We start from the raw sequence: 16,907 nt of genomic DNA, 5'->3' as shown, positions 1-16,907 counted from the left end.
TTTCAGTTTGATAGTCCTGTTCTCCGGAGCTTATCGGCCGAAGCTGCTAGTTCGCTCCCAGGGCTCCTTTTCGCACATAGTCGATAAAACTTGGGACCAAGAAGGGAATCAACTCCGGCAGATACGTCGGCATGAGCTGATCCATGGTTTTCGGCAGAAGTTCAGGTATGAGCTCATCCATGTCGTCAGGCATTATGCCGATGTAGTCTTTGACGGCCACAATCAAATCGGGCATTACTTTACCTAAAATCGACGGTGCCAACAGGGGGAACAGGGCCGGCATCATTTTCTCCATGAGGTCGAGGCCTCCGGGCACATGGCGCATTCCCATCATCATCGGCTTCATGCCGGCCGGCATGCTGTTAAGCATTTGCGGGTAGACGTCTTCCATCAACTTCGCCATATTCTCAGGTTTCATCAAGATGATGAACTTTTCGAAATAGCTCCACATATACTTTGAGTAGGCATCAGAGGTGGGAATATCGTAGCCGGCAGCTTCTGCGACCACGCGAGCGAGGTCGTCGATTACCAATCCCATATGGTTTTTGTCGTTGCTGTCGCGAAGTTGCACCTGGCAACAAGGGCAGAGCGCAATGACTTTGTCGGCCTTTTGGTCGACGGCTTCTTGGAGGCGTTGTCCGCCGAGAATCGGTGCAACCGAGATTTCTCCGATCAACGTTATGACGGAACCGCAGCACATGCCTTCTTCGCGGTTGTGCTCCATTTCCACATAGTCGATGCCGGGAATCGCCTTGAGCATATCACGAGGAGGCTCGTAGATTCCTTGTGCGCGACCTTGGTGGCATGAGTCGTGGAACGTGACGCGACCTTCGATGGGGCGCTTGAGCTCGATGGTACCGTCTGCGATGGCGGGTGCGATGAGCTCGGAATAATGCTTTACTTCGAAGTCGTATTCCTCACCGCGCTTTCGGGCGAGTTCGGCATACATTTCCTTCCATACCAATCCGCACGCCGGGCAAGAGGTCACGATTGTCTTTGCGCCTCGTTTGCGCGCTTCCGTGGTGTTGTGGACATAGATTTCTTCGAAGAGATCCCATTTTCCGGCCATCTTCATGGGGACGCCGCAGCACATTTCATCGGTGCCCATATAGCAGACATCGTGACCGGCGTCGGTGAGAAGTCTCAAAGTCGCCTCGGCGATGTCGGTTTCGACATGGCTTGCCGTGCATCCGGCGAAGTAGAGAACGTCGGCTGATTCTTTGAGTTTCGGCGCGACATCTTCAGGTACCCAATCGGCTCGATGCTCGTTTTTCGCAGCCCAGATATCTTTTTCATCGCGCAGCGAGGCGGCCATCATCTCGAAGGGAGGGAAGGTGCCGTTCTTATCTTCGTGGATGAGTTTGCCCCGCATGGTCGTCCAGTTGTGCTCGATGGGGATTTGAAGCTGGCAACGTTCATTGCACACCTCGCAGGTGGTGCACAAAAGCATGGTGTCGATCGCCTTGCGATCCCATTTCTCTTTGCCGGCCATGACCTCGCGAATATAGTGATACTTGCCTCGCGGCGATTGTGACTCCCAACCGCGACCCGAGTATTGCTCACAGGTCGGAACACAGTAGCCGCAGCTTGCGCATGAGTACGCCATAAGCGCGACATCTCCGGGAATCCCGTTGACTTCGCGTGTGATGTCGGTCATTTTCCGAGGAGGCTTCGCGGCGTTGGCGAAGGGGCGTATCACCCCTTCCAAGGCTTGGGCCGCGCCCATCATGACATTGACGAAGCCCTTATCGAGAACTTTTTCCGGATTCATCAAATGCTGCGGATCGACCTTCTCTTTATAGCGGGCGAGTTCGCGGACATGCTCTTTTCCGAGGACGCTTTCCGCCTCTCCGCGAAAATAGAGACCTGTGGAAAATGCCGAGCCGCCGTGCTGTTTGGCGATTTTGATGACGGTGAGCGCAAGGGCGAAGGCCAAGTTGAACTTGAAACTACGCTCGTCATGAGGAATGAATCCGAGCAAAATGACGCGGTCGCCTTCGAGATCCATGCCCTCGATGATGAGAGGTTGTTTAAGTTTTTTATCGATTTCGTTTATGACCGCTTCGAGCTGATCGAGCGGAACGATTACTTCGGTGGGGACGATTGAAGGTCCGAGACGCTTCAGGCGCATGGGGGAAAATCTTTGTTCCCATTCATGATCGGCGGCTTCGTTACCGAGATCGGTGCCGCCGTGAGCTTGCACGATTTTCTCAAGCGGTGCGGCCACGCTTTCCGTGCGTGATGTGGGATAGGCTACGACGGCGACATAGCTCACCGGGATGTTCGGCTCAAAGTGATGCTCATCTTGGTAGGCATGCCCATGGCGATGAGGAAGTTGCTTTTTGAGGCGAATCGAATCGGGGTTCAAGAAAGAGAAGGACCAAAGGGCGATTTTTTGATTTCGAATATCTTGCATCGTTTTTGCGAGGTCGCCGATGGTCTTGAAGGAAAAGAGGCGGTGCGTTTCTTCTTCGAGCTCGCGGACTTTGAGTTCTACCTCGGTGATGATGCCGGTGATGCCTTCGGCGTCGGCGATGTGGGCGGAAAGGCTATCGCCGGAGAACTCCTTGACCTCACCGGTCGGGAGTACGACGCGCGCGGAGATGACATTTTCTTTGAACTCACCATACTCATAACTGCCGAATCCGCATCCTCCTTGAGCGAGCCAACCCGCAACTGTGGAACTCCGGTAGGAAGAAGGATAGGTACGAAGTGTGATCCCCATCTTTTTGATGTCGCGATCCACTTGCTCCCAGATTGCGCCCGGCTGTACGCGAATACGCAAATTCGCCGCGTCGAGAGATAGGATCTTGTTCATCGAGCTCATGTCGACGACGACGCTCCCCTTCGTGGGGAGGGCTCCTCCGTAACCGCTTGTCGACATGCCGCGTGGAACGAGAGAAAGTCGTTCTTTCTTTGCAAGTTTAATGAGATCGATGACCTGTTGCTCATTTTGCGGGCGTACGACGGCGCCGGCTATGCCGTTGGGGATGAATGGAGCTACCAGACCGGGCATCGTACCGATGTCGGTGGAATACATTTTTCGTTCTCGCCGGTCGGTTCGTACGAAGTTTTCGCCGAGAAGTGCAACCAGTTTCGATGTAGTCGCAACGCCGATTTCGCTCATGATTATCCTTTCACGCAGCCGATATTTTAAACCTTAATACTTTTCTAATATTAAGGTTTTTCTAAACATTCAGATTAATAATATGGCACATGAATAGAAAATGCAAGTGGTAAAAATACACTTTGCAGCACACGAAAAATTTAATATCGCGGTCGCGGTCGCGGGACCGCGACCGGTCGATTCGATTGAGCCGCAGCGCGTCGGCTTGCCCGTGTCGACGGTCGACGAGAGCTCCTGTCGGTAAGCGTTTGATTGCTTTTGTGGTGGACCAACTTATCGATGTAGTAGGTCACCACGGTGAAAAGACTCATGAACAAACCGTACCAGAGGATGTCGATGATTCCGCTACTTTTATCCGATGCATACATGCCGGCCATTGTGCCCGAAAATATCTTTTGGGGAATGTCGAGAGTGTACGCACCGAAGGCTCCTCCGGCGACGAGTAACAAACAAAGAACAGAAGATACGGCCGTCGACAATTTAATGCGAATCGTCTTTTGAACGGTGGTCCAGCCCAGGCCGAGATGGATACCTGCGAGAATCAGCCCGATTATCGAGATCGGAACGTGCAGAGATCTCCAGATCGTCGATGAGCTGGTGATGTTTGTGAGTACCGTTATTGAGATGAAGACGCCACTCACGATGATGAAAATCATGAAGACGGCGAGTAATACGTCCACAACCCATTTGAGGACCGTCTTTTTCGGAAGACGACCCGAGGTTATTCTTTTACTGATTCCTGAGATCCAAGCTACGTTCACCATGCAGTGGATGATGAACATTCCGCCGAGCGCAAGTCCTCCGACTTCATGGAATGTCGGTGAAATGACTCGATAAGAATACAACAACGTAAGCAAGACGAGCATAATTCCATCAAGAAACACTTTTGCCGATGTTTTTGATTTCACGGGTTCTCTCCAATTTTCTTTATAATAGTTTAGACCATAAAGTATGGAGAAAACCCAGGGATGTTGCGTCATCCCATGAGACGATTGTCCTGTTGCGATGTACATCTTTGGGAGTAGTGAGATTTAGTTGTGGTGTCTATCAATCATGCGGTGGAACGCGTGAAGTATAATTGTACCGTGCGTCTATCGATGTCTTGGAGGAGTCATGGCTCAGTTTGATAAAGAAGGTTATATCGAGATTCCGCCTGTAGCAGGTGGCTTAAGCGAAACGTTGCGCGCGGCCGGCTATGAATTCGTCGATGCGATGGCAGACTTGGTCGATAACTCCATCGATGCCGGAGCAACTGAGATATATGTCAATATCGGCCTCGACTCGTATTTGGAGCCATCCATCTACATTGCCGATAACGGTTGCGGCATGAGTCGTGTCGAAATCGCTCAAGCTCTGACGTACGGGTCAATCGATTCGGCGAGTGAAGAACGCCTCGGAAAATTCGGTATCGGGCTCAAGACGGCTTCCACGGCGTTTTGCCGTAGGATTCTCATACTTACGCGTGATGAACTCCATACGTGTTGGCGCGGCGTACTCGACCTCGACGACATCAAGAACAACAGCATATGGCGCTGTCGTGTGACCGAGTTGGAAAATGCGAAAGAGCGTGCCTTTCTCGATAATTTCGTCGATAGAGAGACGGGAACACTCATCTGGTGGGATGAAATCGACCACCTCTTCGACAAAGATGCCGCACGCGAGGAATCGTCGCGTAAGCGTAAAATCAACGCCTATGCCAAAAAGTTCTCGCAACACGCCTCGATGACGTTTCATCGTTTTCTCGACAAGCATGATGAGCGCGCCCGAAACATCGACATTTACATAAACGACGAACCGCTCAAAGCGAGTAATCCTCTCTGTGAGTTCGAAAGGGCGACTGAGATTCTCAGTTCCACTTCATACAATGTATTGGATGAGCGCGACGAAACAATCGGGGGCTATAAGTTCACACTTGTTTTGTTGTCCGAGAAAGATGATTTTTCAAGTAGCGAGTCTTTCAAGCGCGCGAATATCACCATGGGTAATCAGGGTGTTTACATCTATCGCAATAATCGAATAATATCCCACCAAGGGTGGATGGGCTTGCGGGAGAAGCATCCTTCGGGGAACTACCTGCGTGCCGCGCTCGACATGGATTATCAGCTCGACGAAGTGTTGAAAATCGACTACAAGAAGGATTCGGTTACGGCGCGGGAAGGTTTCACCGACAGGTTTGCTAAAACCGTCGCGCTGGGCTTTGCCTCCGCACAGAGACGCTCTGAGATTGAGCTGAATAAAAAGAAGGAGCAAAACTTTTTCAGCAAGAGCGCTCCCGTTTCCGAAAGCCCCGAGAAGGTGCGGAAAGAGAAAGCCGAACCGAAGAAAGCATCGCGCGCGGATATCTGGGTTTCGCCGGCAAAGCCCGTCGGAGACGGTTCGTTGTGGAACGCATCGAAAGATAAAGGGAAGACCGAGCTGAGGTGCAATACCGAACATCCGTTCTATAAATTGGCGGATGATGGACGGGTGTCTGCTGCCGAGGCGATTGAGATAATGCTGTGGGAATTGGGCAAATTCGAGTCGGATTTGGTCGATGGCTCCACGGCGAAAAAGATGATGGGCGTCGCCCGTGATACTATTTCTTCGGAGTTGCGCCATATCGCCGAAACGTGGGATGAAACACCGGTCGAAGATTAGTCTCGTTTATCCACGAATGGCGAGCGTGATTATTGTATAATTATAAACCGTGCAAACAACAAGCCTCAGCTAATTGTGAGGCTCGTTGTTTGGAAGGCCGCCCATATTAATATATCAAGTCCGTGTGCCTGCGCGCAGGCACTATGAGGTTATGCATGCAGTGGAATTCCGCACCTGAATATATCGCTTGTGTTTTGTTGATGATATTGTTGTTCTATTCGCGACCCAGCGGGACGTTCCCCTCCGGGCGTATGTTTGTGTTTCGCATGAGTATCGTTCTCGGACTCGTCGCAACAGTTCTCGACATTGCCACGACATTCACCATAACGAACCCGACGCTTGCCCCGCAGTGGATGAACGCCTTGCTCAACTATGCGGGATATATGGCAATTCCTTTGGTCGGAGCGTCGATACTGCTCTATCTTTCTCTGCTCATACACGCATCGAGCGTCATTCAACAATCACAGCGGAGAATGCTCATGGCCATGGGGGCACTGTATGTTCTCTACCTCGGCCTGTTGTTTTCGACTTCGGCCACCCATCTGGTGTTTAGTTTCAACGGAAAGGGAGAATATATTCGCGGTCGGTACTACCAATCTCCCGGGATGCTTGTGGCGCTCTACTCCGGAATATTTTTCGCGTATGTGTTTCTCGAACGGAAAAGAATAAAACGGCCGGTGTTACTGGCGCTCGCCTTGATTTTCCCTATCGGCGTCGTCGGAATCGGCGTCCAGATTATTTTCCCTGAAATTCTTCTTTCGGGAACGGTCATGGCACTTGTGCTTCTCATTCTTTTCATCACATTTCAAAATCATCAAGTTTATGTCGATTCGCTCACGGGGCTGGGTGACAGAGATGCATTCCTCGATGCGCTCGTACATCACAGTGCGCATGCCGATTCTTTTCATGTGGTTATGATAGGGTTGCGAAAATTTCGTCGAATAAATCGTCGGTACGGACAGTATTTCGGTGATGAATTACTGAAAGAAATTGCACGGATAATCAGACTACTCGGTCGGGATTTGAATATGACCGCGTTTCGGACCGTGGGATCAGACTTTTCCGTCATCATTTTTGATGACGGTACCATGAAAGATTCTTATAACGAATATCTTGTGAGTATACTGGAGCGCTTCAAAGAGCCTTGGACGATTTCGGGGGTCCAATGCACCGTCATGGTGAGCCTCGCCGATATCGATTGTCCTTGTTCGGACGGTAACGGGAACGATATTTTGGCGGCACTGGAATATAAGCCTCTCATGGTCAGAGATGAAAAAACAGGAGAACCCGTCGACGCGATCGTGACGCCCGAGCTTGCGCACTTTTCCGATATCCGTGCTGCTTCCGCGCGACGGGATCACCTGATCGAACTGATGCAGAATGCGCTTGCCGAGGATTGTTTCACCGTTGTTTTTCAACCGCTGTATTCTTGCAGTGTGAATCGCTACGTTGTCGCCGAGCTCTTAATTCGCCTTAACGATACCGACGGTACGCCGGTATCTCCTGAGGAGTTCATCCCTGTCGCCGAGCAGAGTGATCTTATTGTGCAAATCGGATGGTACACGATAGAGAGGGCATGCCGCTTTTTTGCGGAAAATCCGAATTCTGTGCTTGAGTCTCTTTCCGTCAACCTTTCGATGCATCAACTCATCGAAGACAATATGACGCGCCGTGCCAAAGCACTCGTGGACGAGTACTCAATTGAACCGAGCCGTATTAAATTTGAAATTACCGAACGAACGTTTGCAAGTGAACCGGCTCGAGTTTATGAGCATATGAATGATTTGCATATGCTCGGTTTCGGATTCCATCTCGATGATTTCGGGACGGATTACTCCAATCTCACCCGCGTTATGCGTATGCCCTTCGAGACGATTAAAATCGATCGCAGCCTAATATGGGCAGCTAAAGAAAGCGAAGGCATGGGCCATCTTTTGAAATCCCTCACGAGCAGCTTTCAGCTTATCGGTATGGAAGTGGTGGCCGAAGGCGTCGAAAACGCAGGGCAGGACGAGTTGGTCAAGGAGTGCGGAGTCGACAAAATTCAGGGATTTTACTATGCACGCCCCATGAGTTCGCATGCGTTGGTCGAGTTCCTCGCAGCACAAACGGAATAAGCCGACTGCAGATCAGCTGATGAAGGCGATGGCGAGCACAACTGCGGAAAGTGCGATGACCAGCAGATATAGGCAGCAGCCGAGCGATTTTCGCGAACCGCTGATTCCTCCGAATGTTGTGCGCTTGTACCCGAAATTGTAGAGTGCTTTTTTGGGGTTACGGATAACGCCCATGCCTTTGCGACCGTAGAATGGGTTGACGGCTTCTTCCGCTCGGCACTTTTTCAAACCTGATTAATGATATTGTAGTTGAATTCAGGAGCAAAAGAGCACTATGCGTTAGAATATAGGCAAGACTTGTGGGCGGAGTGATGTTGCTTGCGCAAGGTGGACGATATGATCGGGAGGCGGCATATATGACGACGAATTATGGAGGCACCGCGGTGCGATCGACGGTAAAAGCTGGAATCTCTTTTGGAACGGCACTTGCAATGGTTATTTCCTACGCGGCATCTAATTCGATTTTTTGGACGATTTTTCACGGAATCTTCGGGTGGGTTTATGTAATCCTCTATGTTCTCAAGTACGGGTGGAGCTAAGCCGAATATGGCCAATAACGTTTTGTCCCAGTATTCGGCAGAACTTTTGGCTCGTTACATTAAAGAATTCATAACCAAGCTAATCATTATTTCTTTCTCTTTCGGCCGAGACTCAGCAATCATTATCGTGATAGCGACGAGAGTGTAGTCATCGATTAGTTTTTTGTCATTGATGAACAATATCTCGTTCTTATCCAAGAAATAGAGAAAGAGCGCGGCATTGCAGCCTTTTCTTCAACGGACGAATAGAGGTCGGCTCCCTTAAAACTCTGATAGACGGCCCCGATGCTCCCTTTGAGCGATTCATCTTTTTCGTGTCCGAACAAATCGCTTGTTTCGTGATTCTTCATTTTATTTATAAGCGTAACGCACTCTTCATATGAAAGTACATATATTGCAGGGGTGCCATCCGGCCTCGTGATTCTTTGGTGGTCATAGTCATCTAATATATTTAGGGCGCGTGAGTATTGCTCTACAACACCGAGAACTTGTTGCGCGTCGAGGCTATTGGCGGTGCGTTTCATGAGCTTGACAATTGTGCCAAGCTGCTCGAGTCGAGTGGCATTGAGCGCATAGCCTCGAGTAATATATTCCTTTAAGATTTTATTGGCCCAGCGACGGAACTCAACACCACGTTGTGATTTTACGCGGTATCCGACTGAAATGATTACGTCGAGGCTATACACATCAACAGAACGAGAGACCTTGCGTTCACCTTCAGTTTGAACTTGTGCATATTTTGCACAAGTTGTTTCTTGGTCAAGCTCGTTTTCTTTGTAGATATTGGTAATGTGACGAGAGATGACTGTTCTATCTCGGTTGAATAAATCTGCCATCTGGTCTTTCGTCAGCCAGACCGTATCATCATCAATTTTTACCGGTAGAGAGATTTGCTCATCCATCGTACTGAATATGACAAGTTCATTTGGTTTGCCCATTAGTGTAACCGTCTTTCAGAAGCGAGCAGACACTTTAGATAAGCGTACCTGAAACTGACGGGCATTGCATACTTGTCTGTCACTCGCTAACGACTATCGTTCCGCCGCCGACCACGATATCGCCGTCATAGAGCACGACGGCTTGACCGGGAGCGATTGCGCACTGCGGCTTATCGAACGTCACTTCAAGTGAGTCGGGGCCGGTCTGTATGACGGTTGCCCATTGTTCCTCTTGGCGATAGCGGGTGCGGACCTGCAAGCGCGTGGGACCGTCGAGCTTTTCCACGGCGATCATGTTGACACGATCGGCCGACAAACTCTTCGAATACAGGCCTTCTTGTTCGCACAATACGACCGTGTTCTCCAGCGCGCGGATCTCTTTGACATAGAACGGTTGCGCGGCTGCCACGCCCAGGCCTTTCCGCTGCCCGACCGTGTAGTGGATGATTCCGCGGTGCGTTCCGAGCTTGTCCCCGTGCACATCGATGAAGTCTCCGGGGGCATTGTCCAAGTCGGAATGCTGCTCGATGAATGCGCCGTAATCGCCGTCTTGCACGAAGCAGATGTCTTGACTCTCACTTTTATCCGCGTTGATGAACCCCTGCTCTTTGGCGATTTTCCTCACCTGTGTTTTGCGCAAGCCCCCGAGGGGGAGTCTGGTGTGCGCGAGCTGGTCTTGCGTCATGGTGTATAGGACGTAGCTTTGGTCCTTCGTCTCATCGACGGCTTTCTTGAGGAGGAACCTGCCGCGCGATTCGTCCCATTCGATGCGCGCATAGTGCCCCGTGACGACCGTGTCGTAGTCGAGCTCCTCGGCACGTTTGAGGAGATGCTCGAACTTGAGGTAGCGGTTGCAATCGATGCAGGGGTTGGGGGTGCGCCCGTGGCGATAGGCATCGATGAATCGCTGGATGACTTCGCTCTCGAACTTGTCGGAGAAGTTGAACACGTAGTGCGGCATGCCCAGCTTGGCGGCCACGCACTTGGCGTCTTTGGCGTCTTCGAACGAACAGCAGGAGTCCTCGCGGCAGAGACCGATGTCTTCGTTGTTGAAAAGCTTCATGGTCGCGCCGACGCACTCGTATCCTTGCGAGATGGTCAGATACGCGGCGACCGAGCTATCCACACCGCCGCTCATGGCGATTATGGCGCGATTGTTCATGGATGGTGTCCTTGTCCTGATAGCCAAAAACAAGCGGCTATGAGATATCGATGGTAGATGGTGCTTATTTTAGCATGGCACATCGGGTCAAACTATCCTCTAACAGGCTGCGGGTATTATTCAGCCTGTTAAATTTTGAAGCGATATGTTATGCAAATAGTGTTTTTGAAAATGTTTCGATGAGAAACTTCACGAGCGATTTGGAGATGAGTGCGGCTTGCCTCGATTAACTTATGGCTGTTTTAATGTTCAAGCTACTTACTCAGCGCTTATATTGTAATGAACAAATGGACAATCTGTGAGGCACAGCGGCATGTTGCACCAATTAACGCAGGATTGCTAGTATATTAGTGGAATGGCGCTGCGTTAACGCCCATAATTTCGTAAATAGGCTTTTACTAACTTATTATGAATATGCTGCATAAGATTTGATGGGGTATTTATTGTGGAGTGTTAGCTCCAGCGTTGTTCCTATATCGATTTTTGATTAATTTAGAGGTGCACATTGGATAGCAAAAAGATAGAAATGTGTACCTAGAGATTTTATCGTTCTTGGGAGACATCGTTAACTGCGTGTGAATTATTCGCCTCGAAACGTGGAGGGGTGGTAGATGTGTTGCAACACAAATTTTGGAGCTTTTTAGACAATAAAAGATTTCGCAAGTTGAATCGTTATGAGGTGTGGAAGAGAATATTTTTCATAAAAGACTGTATTGATACAAAGTTTGAAATTGAATACAACCTGAGCAGTCATCGTGAGCATCGATGGATTTCTGATGAAAATGCAAAAAAGGACAATGATAAGAATCGTCTGCCTCAGGGCGAACGTCTTGACATTCCATATGTCTGGGCTATTGAGTATTATTCATCGTCAACAATAATTCAGTTTGTAGAGAAAATTCAATTGCTTGGGATTTCCAGTGCAGGTTTCGGCTCTTCATTGGCAGATACGGTTGCGAACTATCGGCATCACGCTGTTATAGATGAACTTTGCCTCTTTAGCATTGACAGGAAAAGACACGAGAATAAGAGACTTGAAATTCCAAATGGCGTAGATAGAATTGAGGCCACGCTTGTCTCGCTAACGTCAAGTCTTACTGCAGTGGTATTTGGATTTGAAATCAATCCTTCCTTAGCTGGGAAGTTGCAAGCGCCGCTTTCCGCAGACTATAAAGAGACAGTAATTATGGGCTTAGATACGCCTGCGAAAATGGTCAAATATCTGTTCGGTATAAAAAAATATCAGAATGCATGCCTTCAAATTGGTGGCCCAACCCTTGGATTCAATTTAGCGGGAAATAAAGTTCTTGAGGATATGGAACATACGTGCACTGATTGGATTGCGAAATATCTTCCCGGAGAGCATAAATTTGGCGAGACTAGATTGCCGCCAACGGCATTGTTATGCGTTACGGAAAATGATGATCCATATTCGCCATTGTTAAGTAAGATTGGAGCTTTTAAGCTTTTAGGATTTGGGGATAGTTCTTCGATATGGAGGTTTCGAGGATGTGCGGCGGCAAGAGTTGTGGCTCCGATAGGAAATAACCAGCACAGAATGATAATTGGCTGTCGATATGGCGCGATTATCGAATTTTTAGGATTAAAACGTAGTTCTACTCGACAAAGCATAGGTGCTGTTTGCAATCGCAAACTCGTAGTCCTCATGGCAAAATGGGGCTTATCTTGTCTTTTGGATGATTATTATTGCGAATTGTCTTCCGTTAGGGATGCAATTGCAGCAAATAACAATAAAGGCGCCAACAAAGCGATGAAAGAGGCTGAACGAACATTATTGGCTCAAATCTTTGGCATGTTGTCCGTGTGCAAAGATGTTGATGCATTGCCAGATTCATATATGGAAGATGAAAAGAAAGAAATCCATTTATTTCAGGATAACCCCCACTATCCTAGAAGCTTTAACCAAGAAATCTTTTCATATCAACGCTTACGCTCCCGAGAAGTAGAGATGGTCTCAAATCACATTGAGAACATGTTTATAGCGTCAACTAATTTTTCTAATGTAATTTCAAATAGAAGAACTCAAAAAATTGCCATCATTGTTGCATTAATATCGGTGTTACTTTCGTTTGCTTCATTGACCATGGGATATTTTATGAAATAGCAAGCGAGATTTACTTTAAATAATATCTCAAACTTTTCGATAACAAGTGTTTTCGCAGGAGATGCGGATACAATTATGCTTGGAAGTAAGGTGCCCTGATTTTTGGCTATGTCTATTAGCTGTCCTTTGATTTGCGACATTGTCGTCTCGGTTGAATCAACCAAGAAGCAACAGACGCAAATCAAAATCATGAGCGCGCCAACCGTTCAGCACGTGAAATTGCGTCTGGTTCTAGCTCCTTCGTTAAGGCATAAGTCGTTGTCTTGCCCGAAAATGTGTTGTAGAACACGTTTTATGCGGGCCAGACGACACCGCCGAGCAGGATTGTAGTTCATTTTTGGACAAGGTCATAGCCCATTCTGTTAAGGAACACCTGCATTGTGTTGCGTTTGATAGCCGTGCTAAACAATGTAGTCGCGGTACTCTCCGTAGCCCTCTTTTTCGAGGTCATCGTAGGGGATAAACCGCAGCGCCGCGCCGTTGATGCAGTAGCGCGTGCCGTTGGGGGATTCGGCGTCGCCGGTAAAGACATGGCCGAGATGCGCGTCGCCCTGTGAGCTGCGGACCTCGGTGCGCACCCTGTTGTGGGAGGTATCCACTTTTTCGACCGCGGCGTTCTCATCGACGGTTCTGGTGAACGCCGGCCAGCCGCATGAACTGAGATATTTGTCGTCGCTTGTGAAGAGCGGCTCGCCTGTGGTGATGTCGACGTAGAGGCCGCGCTCCATCGAACCGGCGTATTTATGGGCGAACGGCTCCTCGGTCGCGCCGAGTTGCGTGACGCGATACTCCTCGGGAGCAAACGCCTCGATAATGGCTTGATCGGTGGGGAGGCCAAGGCGGTTCGCCTCATGGACGATTTCGTCGATCGTGCGGAATGCCGAGAGGGGCACGTGGCAGTAGCCGCCCTGATTTTTTGCGAGATAGTCTTGATGGTATTCCTCAGCAGGATAGAAGTGCGTGAGTTTTTCGGCTTCGACTCTGATGCCGCCGTGGATGGCGTCCTCGATGTGCATGATCTTGTCGATTGCCGCGAAATCTTGCTCGTCGGTGTAATAGATGCCGGTCTGATATTGCGAACCGATGTCGGCGCCTTGACGGTTTTTGACGGTGGGGTCGATGATGTGGAAGAACGCGAGTACTAGCGCGTCGAGGCTTATGACGCTCGGGTCGTAAACGACCTTGACGGTCTCTGTGCATCCAGTTTGACCCGTGCAAACCGATTCGTAGGAGGGCGCCTCGCTCACGCCGCCTTGCGCGTAGCCGCTCACGACTTCGCCGACTCCCGGGATCGCCTTGAAGAATTTCTCCGTGCCCCAAAAACATCCACCGGCAAAGTAGATTTCTTTCGTTTTCCCGGTTGTGCTTGATGTCGTTTGTCTCATGATGCCTCCTCTCTGAATACTACTCGAAATATCGGTCGAACTACCATAGAAACAGCAGATACTGACCAGCATTGAGCTAAGTGTCTTCGGGCAGTTTAAAACGATTGGAAACGTACAGCGCCACACCAGTGAAGATCAACGGGCGGATCAGGTGTTGTTTGTGATCACCACCGATGGCAGGGGAAACGCCAGTCGTGAATACACCCATGAAAAAATCAAAGAAAAGATTGAAGATAACCTTGATAATCCAAGATTAATAATCCTGTTGGAAAGGAGATAGTGTTATGTATAAAGGCGGTTACATGGGCAAGGTTCTCAGGGTGAATCTGACAACCGAGGAAATAACAGTCGAGGAATTACCGGAGAAAATTGCAAAAGACTATATCGGAGGAGCGGGATTTGGAATAAAGTATCTTTTTGATGAGGTACCCGGAGATACAGATCCACTTGGCCCTGACAATAAGTTGATTTTTGCACCTGGACCGCTCAGCGGTACTTCAGCACCCTGCGCAAGTAGAATGGCGCTGACAACAAAATCACCGTTGACCGGCGCTGTAGGTATGGCGCTTTCAGGCGGCTATTTACCGGTGGAACTTAAGTTTGCCGGCTATGATGTTCTCATCATCGAAGGGAAATCGGAAACACCCGTTTACCTTTGGATAAACGATGATAAGGTCTCTATCAAGAAGGCAGAAAAGGTTTGGGGAATGGATACAATGGACACCCAGACCATCATCAAGCAAGAGCTTAACGACCAGAATATCAGGATAGCATGCATCGGCCAGGCAGGAGAAAACCTTTCAAAGATGGCAGCTATAATTAATGAGCGAAGGGCATTTGGAAGAAAAGGTGTCGGAGCCGTTATGGGTTCCAAAAACCTAAAAGCCATTGCTGTCAGAGGAACAAAAAAGGTTCCCATTGCAAATGAGGCGGAGTTTAAAAAGGCCAGACAATTTATGCTCGACGCCATGAAAAGTAGCCCGGTACTTTACCCTGAATTTTCAAAGCTTGGCACGCCGATGGTAGTGGAGGCTACATCGGCTTTGGGGATATTTCCTTCAGAAAATTATCAAAAAACCGGAGAGAAGGATTATTCAAAAATTATCGGAGTGGCTGTAAGTTTAAGCAGACATAAAGGAAGTGAGCACTGCTACGGATGCCCTGTAGGATGCACCCAGCTCAAGCTTGCAAGAGGCGGTAAATATGAAGGCGGGATGTCTCATCCTGAATATGAGACCTATTATAGCCTTGGCAGTGTAGTGGGAGTCGATGATATCGACAGCATCATATATAACGACCACCTGTGTGACAAGTTTGGATTGGACACTATGTCAACGGGGGTTACCATAGCTTTTGCCATGGAACTTTTTGAAAAAGGTATTTTGACATTGGAGGATACACAGGGCCTCGATTTGAGATTCGGAAACCATGAAGCAGTGTCATATTTAATCACTGAGATTGCCTTTAGAAGGGACGGTCTTGGGGAAATGCTTTGTGACGGGTCAAAAGCCATGGCTGAAAGACTTGGCGCTGATACAGGGAAATACGCCATGCATGTGAAAGGGCTTGAGCTTCCGGCCTACGACCCAAGAGGCGCAAAGGCCCACGGTCTCAACTTTGCAACAAGCTATACAGGAGCAGACCACAATCGGGGATATGCATTTCAGGAAATTTTTGGGATCCCTGTACCAAGTCCATATGACCGGTTTACTCCGGAGGGAAAGGGCTGGCTGACGAAATGGAACCAGGATATCAGATGCGCAACCACTGATTGTCCGACGATGTGTGGCTTCCTTATGGACATGGCGCTTGCGCCCATAGCTGAGCAGAATACCGCTGACATGGTGAATGGAGCCACCGGCATTGGTCTCACAAAGGAAGATGTCGGCAGAGTTGGTGAAAGAGTGAATAACCTTGCAAGAGTTTTTAATATCACAGCTGGATTCACACGAGCCGAGGATACCTTCCCAGAAAGAATCATGACCGAAGCGATTAAGGAAGGCGAATCCAAAGGTCAGATAATCACTAAAGACGAGCTTGATTTTATGCTCAATGATTATTATGATGCGCGGAATTGGACACGTGAGGGTATACCGACCAGCGAGAAACTTGAAGAGCTTGGGCTTGAGGAAGCGGTGATGGTTCTCGAGAAACGGAACCAGGCATAGTGTAGCTGATGGTCAAGATGCATGACCGCCCCGACCGGAAACGCCGCCCACTTTTTGCGTGAGGGCACAAAAGATTAGCAGACCTCCGTAAAAAGCGGCGGTGACGGCGCAAAGCATAGATATATCTTTTAATAACCTTTAGTAAATAATTGTTATAACTATGTATAGTTAACGCATAAGCGGAATGAGCATATTTCAAGACAAAGGAAGTGCTCGCATGGAGGAAGTACTCGATTTTCTCAAGAAGTGCCAAACGTATTATCTCGCCACGGTCGAGGGTGACCAGCCGCGGGTGCGTCCGTTTGGAGCGGTGGGTTTGTTCGAGGGCAAACTCTACATCCAAACCGGCAAGGTGAAGCAGGTTTCCAAACAAATCGCCGAAAATCCCAAGATTGAAATCTGTGCGTTCGACGGGGAGTCATGGATTCGCGTGCAGGCTGTCGCCGTGACAGATGACAGGCGAGAAGTTAAGCAGCATATGTTGGACGAATATCCCTCCTTGCAAAGTCGCTACTCGGTCGATGATGACAATACGCAGGCTCTCTATCTCGAGAATGCTGTGGCGACATTCTCATCTCGTGGCGTTGAGCCGAAAGTAATTCGGTTTTAAATGTTTGAAAACGGGTTCTGTGTCTAGAAAACTCAATACGCTGGTCCGCTTTATAGATCGCGTGAATAATCAAACAAAAAAGGTGGGAAGCGATTAAGC

General features: G+C 49.0%; 11 protein-coding genes and 1 pseudogene. 6 read left to right on the top strand and 6 right to left on the bottom strand.

The window, feature by feature from the left end:
- Positions 1-46: 46 nt before the first annotated feature.
- A complete protein-coding gene (locus tag JJE36_04820; protein ID MBK5211618.1) occupies positions 47-3,127 on the bottom strand; it encodes an FAD-binding oxidoreductase in 3,081 nt (1,026 codons plus the stop codon).
- A gap of 140 nt (positions 3,128-3,267) precedes the next feature.
- Positions 3,268-4,035: a DUF4405 domain-containing protein gene (locus JJE36_04815; GenBank protein ID MBK5211617.1), complete on the bottom strand. Its 768-nt coding sequence runs from the start codon at positions 4,033-4,035 to the stop codon at positions 3,268-3,270.
- Between the two features lie 205 nt (positions 4,036-4,240).
- Between JJE36_04815 and JJE36_04810 the strand changes: the two genes are divergently transcribed.
- Positions 4,241-5,764 carry an ATP-binding protein gene (locus JJE36_04810; GenBank protein ID MBK5211616.1) on the top strand — a complete coding sequence of 508 codons (1,524 nt, stop codon included), beginning with the start codon at positions 4,241-4,243 and terminating at the stop codon, positions 5,762-5,764.
- Between the two features lie 155 nt (positions 5,765-5,919).
- A complete protein-coding gene (locus tag JJE36_04805; protein MBK5211615.1) occupies positions 5,920-7,881 on the top strand; it encodes an EAL domain-containing protein in 1,962 nt (653 codons plus the stop codon).
- Positions 7,882-7,893: 12 nt separating this feature from the next.
- Here the strand turns inward: JJE36_04805 and JJE36_04800 are convergent, their stop codons facing one another.
- A complete protein-coding gene (locus JJE36_04800) occupies positions 7,894-8,109 on the bottom strand; it encodes a hypothetical protein (GenBank protein ID MBK5211614.1) in 216 nt (71 codons plus the stop codon).
- Between the two features lie 128 nt (positions 8,110-8,237).
- Between JJE36_04800 and JJE36_04795 the strand changes: the two genes are divergently transcribed.
- The gene (locus tag JJE36_04795) at positions 8,238-8,420 is read left to right on the top strand and encodes a hypothetical protein (GenBank protein ID MBK5211613.1); all 183 of its coding nucleotides are present in this window, start codon (positions 8,238-8,240) and stop codon (positions 8,418-8,420) included.
- A 54-nt stretch (positions 8,421-8,474) separates the two neighbouring features.
- Here the strand turns inward: JJE36_04795 and JJE36_04790 are convergent.
- Positions 8,475-9,358, bottom strand: a pseudogene (locus JJE36_04790) (virulence RhuM family protein).
- A 79-nt stretch (positions 9,359-9,437) separates the two neighbouring features.
- On the bottom strand, positions 9,438-10,520 hold the full coding sequence (mnmA, locus tag JJE36_04785) for a tRNA 2-thiouridine(34) synthase MnmA (protein ID MBK5211612.1): 1,083 nt from the start codon (positions 10,518-10,520) through the stop codon (positions 9,438-9,440).
- A gap of 613 nt (positions 10,521-11,133) precedes the next feature.
- On the opposite strand from mnmA, the gene JJE36_04780 reads away from it, so the two are divergent.
- Positions 11,134-12,645 (top strand): hypothetical protein, encoded by a 1,512-nt coding sequence (locus JJE36_04780; GenBank protein ID MBK5211611.1) that lies wholly within the window; start codon positions 11,134-11,136, stop codon positions 12,643-12,645.
- A 401-nt stretch (positions 12,646-13,046) separates the two neighbouring features.
- Here JJE36_04780 and msrA read toward each other — a convergent pair whose 3' ends face one another.
- Positions 13,047-14,102 (bottom strand): peptide-methionine (S)-S-oxide reductase MsrA, encoded by a 1,056-nt coding sequence (msrA, locus tag JJE36_04775; protein MBK5211610.1) that lies wholly within the window; start codon positions 14,100-14,102, stop codon positions 13,047-13,049.
- A gap of 212 nt (positions 14,103-14,314) precedes the next feature.
- On the opposite strand from msrA, the gene JJE36_04770 reads away from it, so the two are divergent.
- Together JJE36_04770 and JJE36_04765 are read left to right on the top strand one after the other, a co-directional pair.
- On the top strand, positions 14,315-16,198 hold the full coding sequence (locus JJE36_04770) for an aldehyde ferredoxin oxidoreductase family protein (GenBank protein MBK5211609.1): 1,884 nt from the start codon (positions 14,315-14,317) through the stop codon (positions 16,196-16,198).
- Between the two features lie 217 nt (positions 16,199-16,415).
- On the top strand, positions 16,416-16,808 hold the full coding sequence (locus JJE36_04765) for a pyridoxamine 5'-phosphate oxidase family protein (protein MBK5211608.1): 393 nt from the start codon (positions 16,416-16,418) through the stop codon (positions 16,806-16,808).
- Positions 16,809-16,907 lie beyond the last annotated feature (99 nt).

The sequence above is a fragment of the Coriobacteriia bacterium genome (genome assembly GCA_016649875.1).
Lineage (GTDB): Bacteria > Actinomycetota > Coriobacteriia > WRKU01 > JAENWW01 > JAENWW01.
Note: the sequence above shows the minus strand (reverse complement) of the source record. Positions and strands in the feature narration are given on the sequence as shown.

What these genes read in the sequence shown, in the direction of transcription:
- JJE36_04820 (MBK5211618.1), bottom strand. Translation starts at nt 3,127, where the DNA reads ATGAGCGAAATCGGCGTTGCGACTACATCGAAACTGGTTGCACTTCTC.
- JJE36_04810 (MBK5211616.1), top strand. Translation starts at nt 4,241, where the DNA reads ATGGCTCAGTTTGATAAAGAAGGTTATATCGAGATTCCGCCTGTAGCA.
- JJE36_04805 (MBK5211615.1), top strand. Translation starts at nt 5,920, where the DNA reads ATGCAGTGGAATTCCGCACCTGAATATATCGCTTGTGTTTTGTTGATG.
- JJE36_04795 (MBK5211613.1), top strand. Translation starts at nt 8,238, where the DNA reads ATGACGACGAATTATGGAGGCACCGCGGTGCGATCGACGGTAAAAGCT.
- mnmA (MBK5211612.1), bottom strand. Translation starts at nt 10,520, where the DNA reads ATGAACAATCGCGCCATAATCGCCATGAGCGGCGGTGTGGATAGCTCG.
- msrA (MBK5211610.1), bottom strand. Translation starts at nt 14,102, where the DNA reads ATGCTGGTCAGTATCTGCTGTTTCTATGGTAGTTCGACCGATATTTCG.
- JJE36_04770 (MBK5211609.1), top strand. Translation starts at nt 14,315, where the DNA reads ATGTATAAAGGCGGTTACATGGGCAAGGTTCTCAGGGTGAATCTGACA.
- JJE36_04765 (MBK5211608.1), top strand. Translation starts at nt 16,416, where the DNA reads ATGGAGGAAGTACTCGATTTTCTCAAGAAGTGCCAAACGTATTATCTC.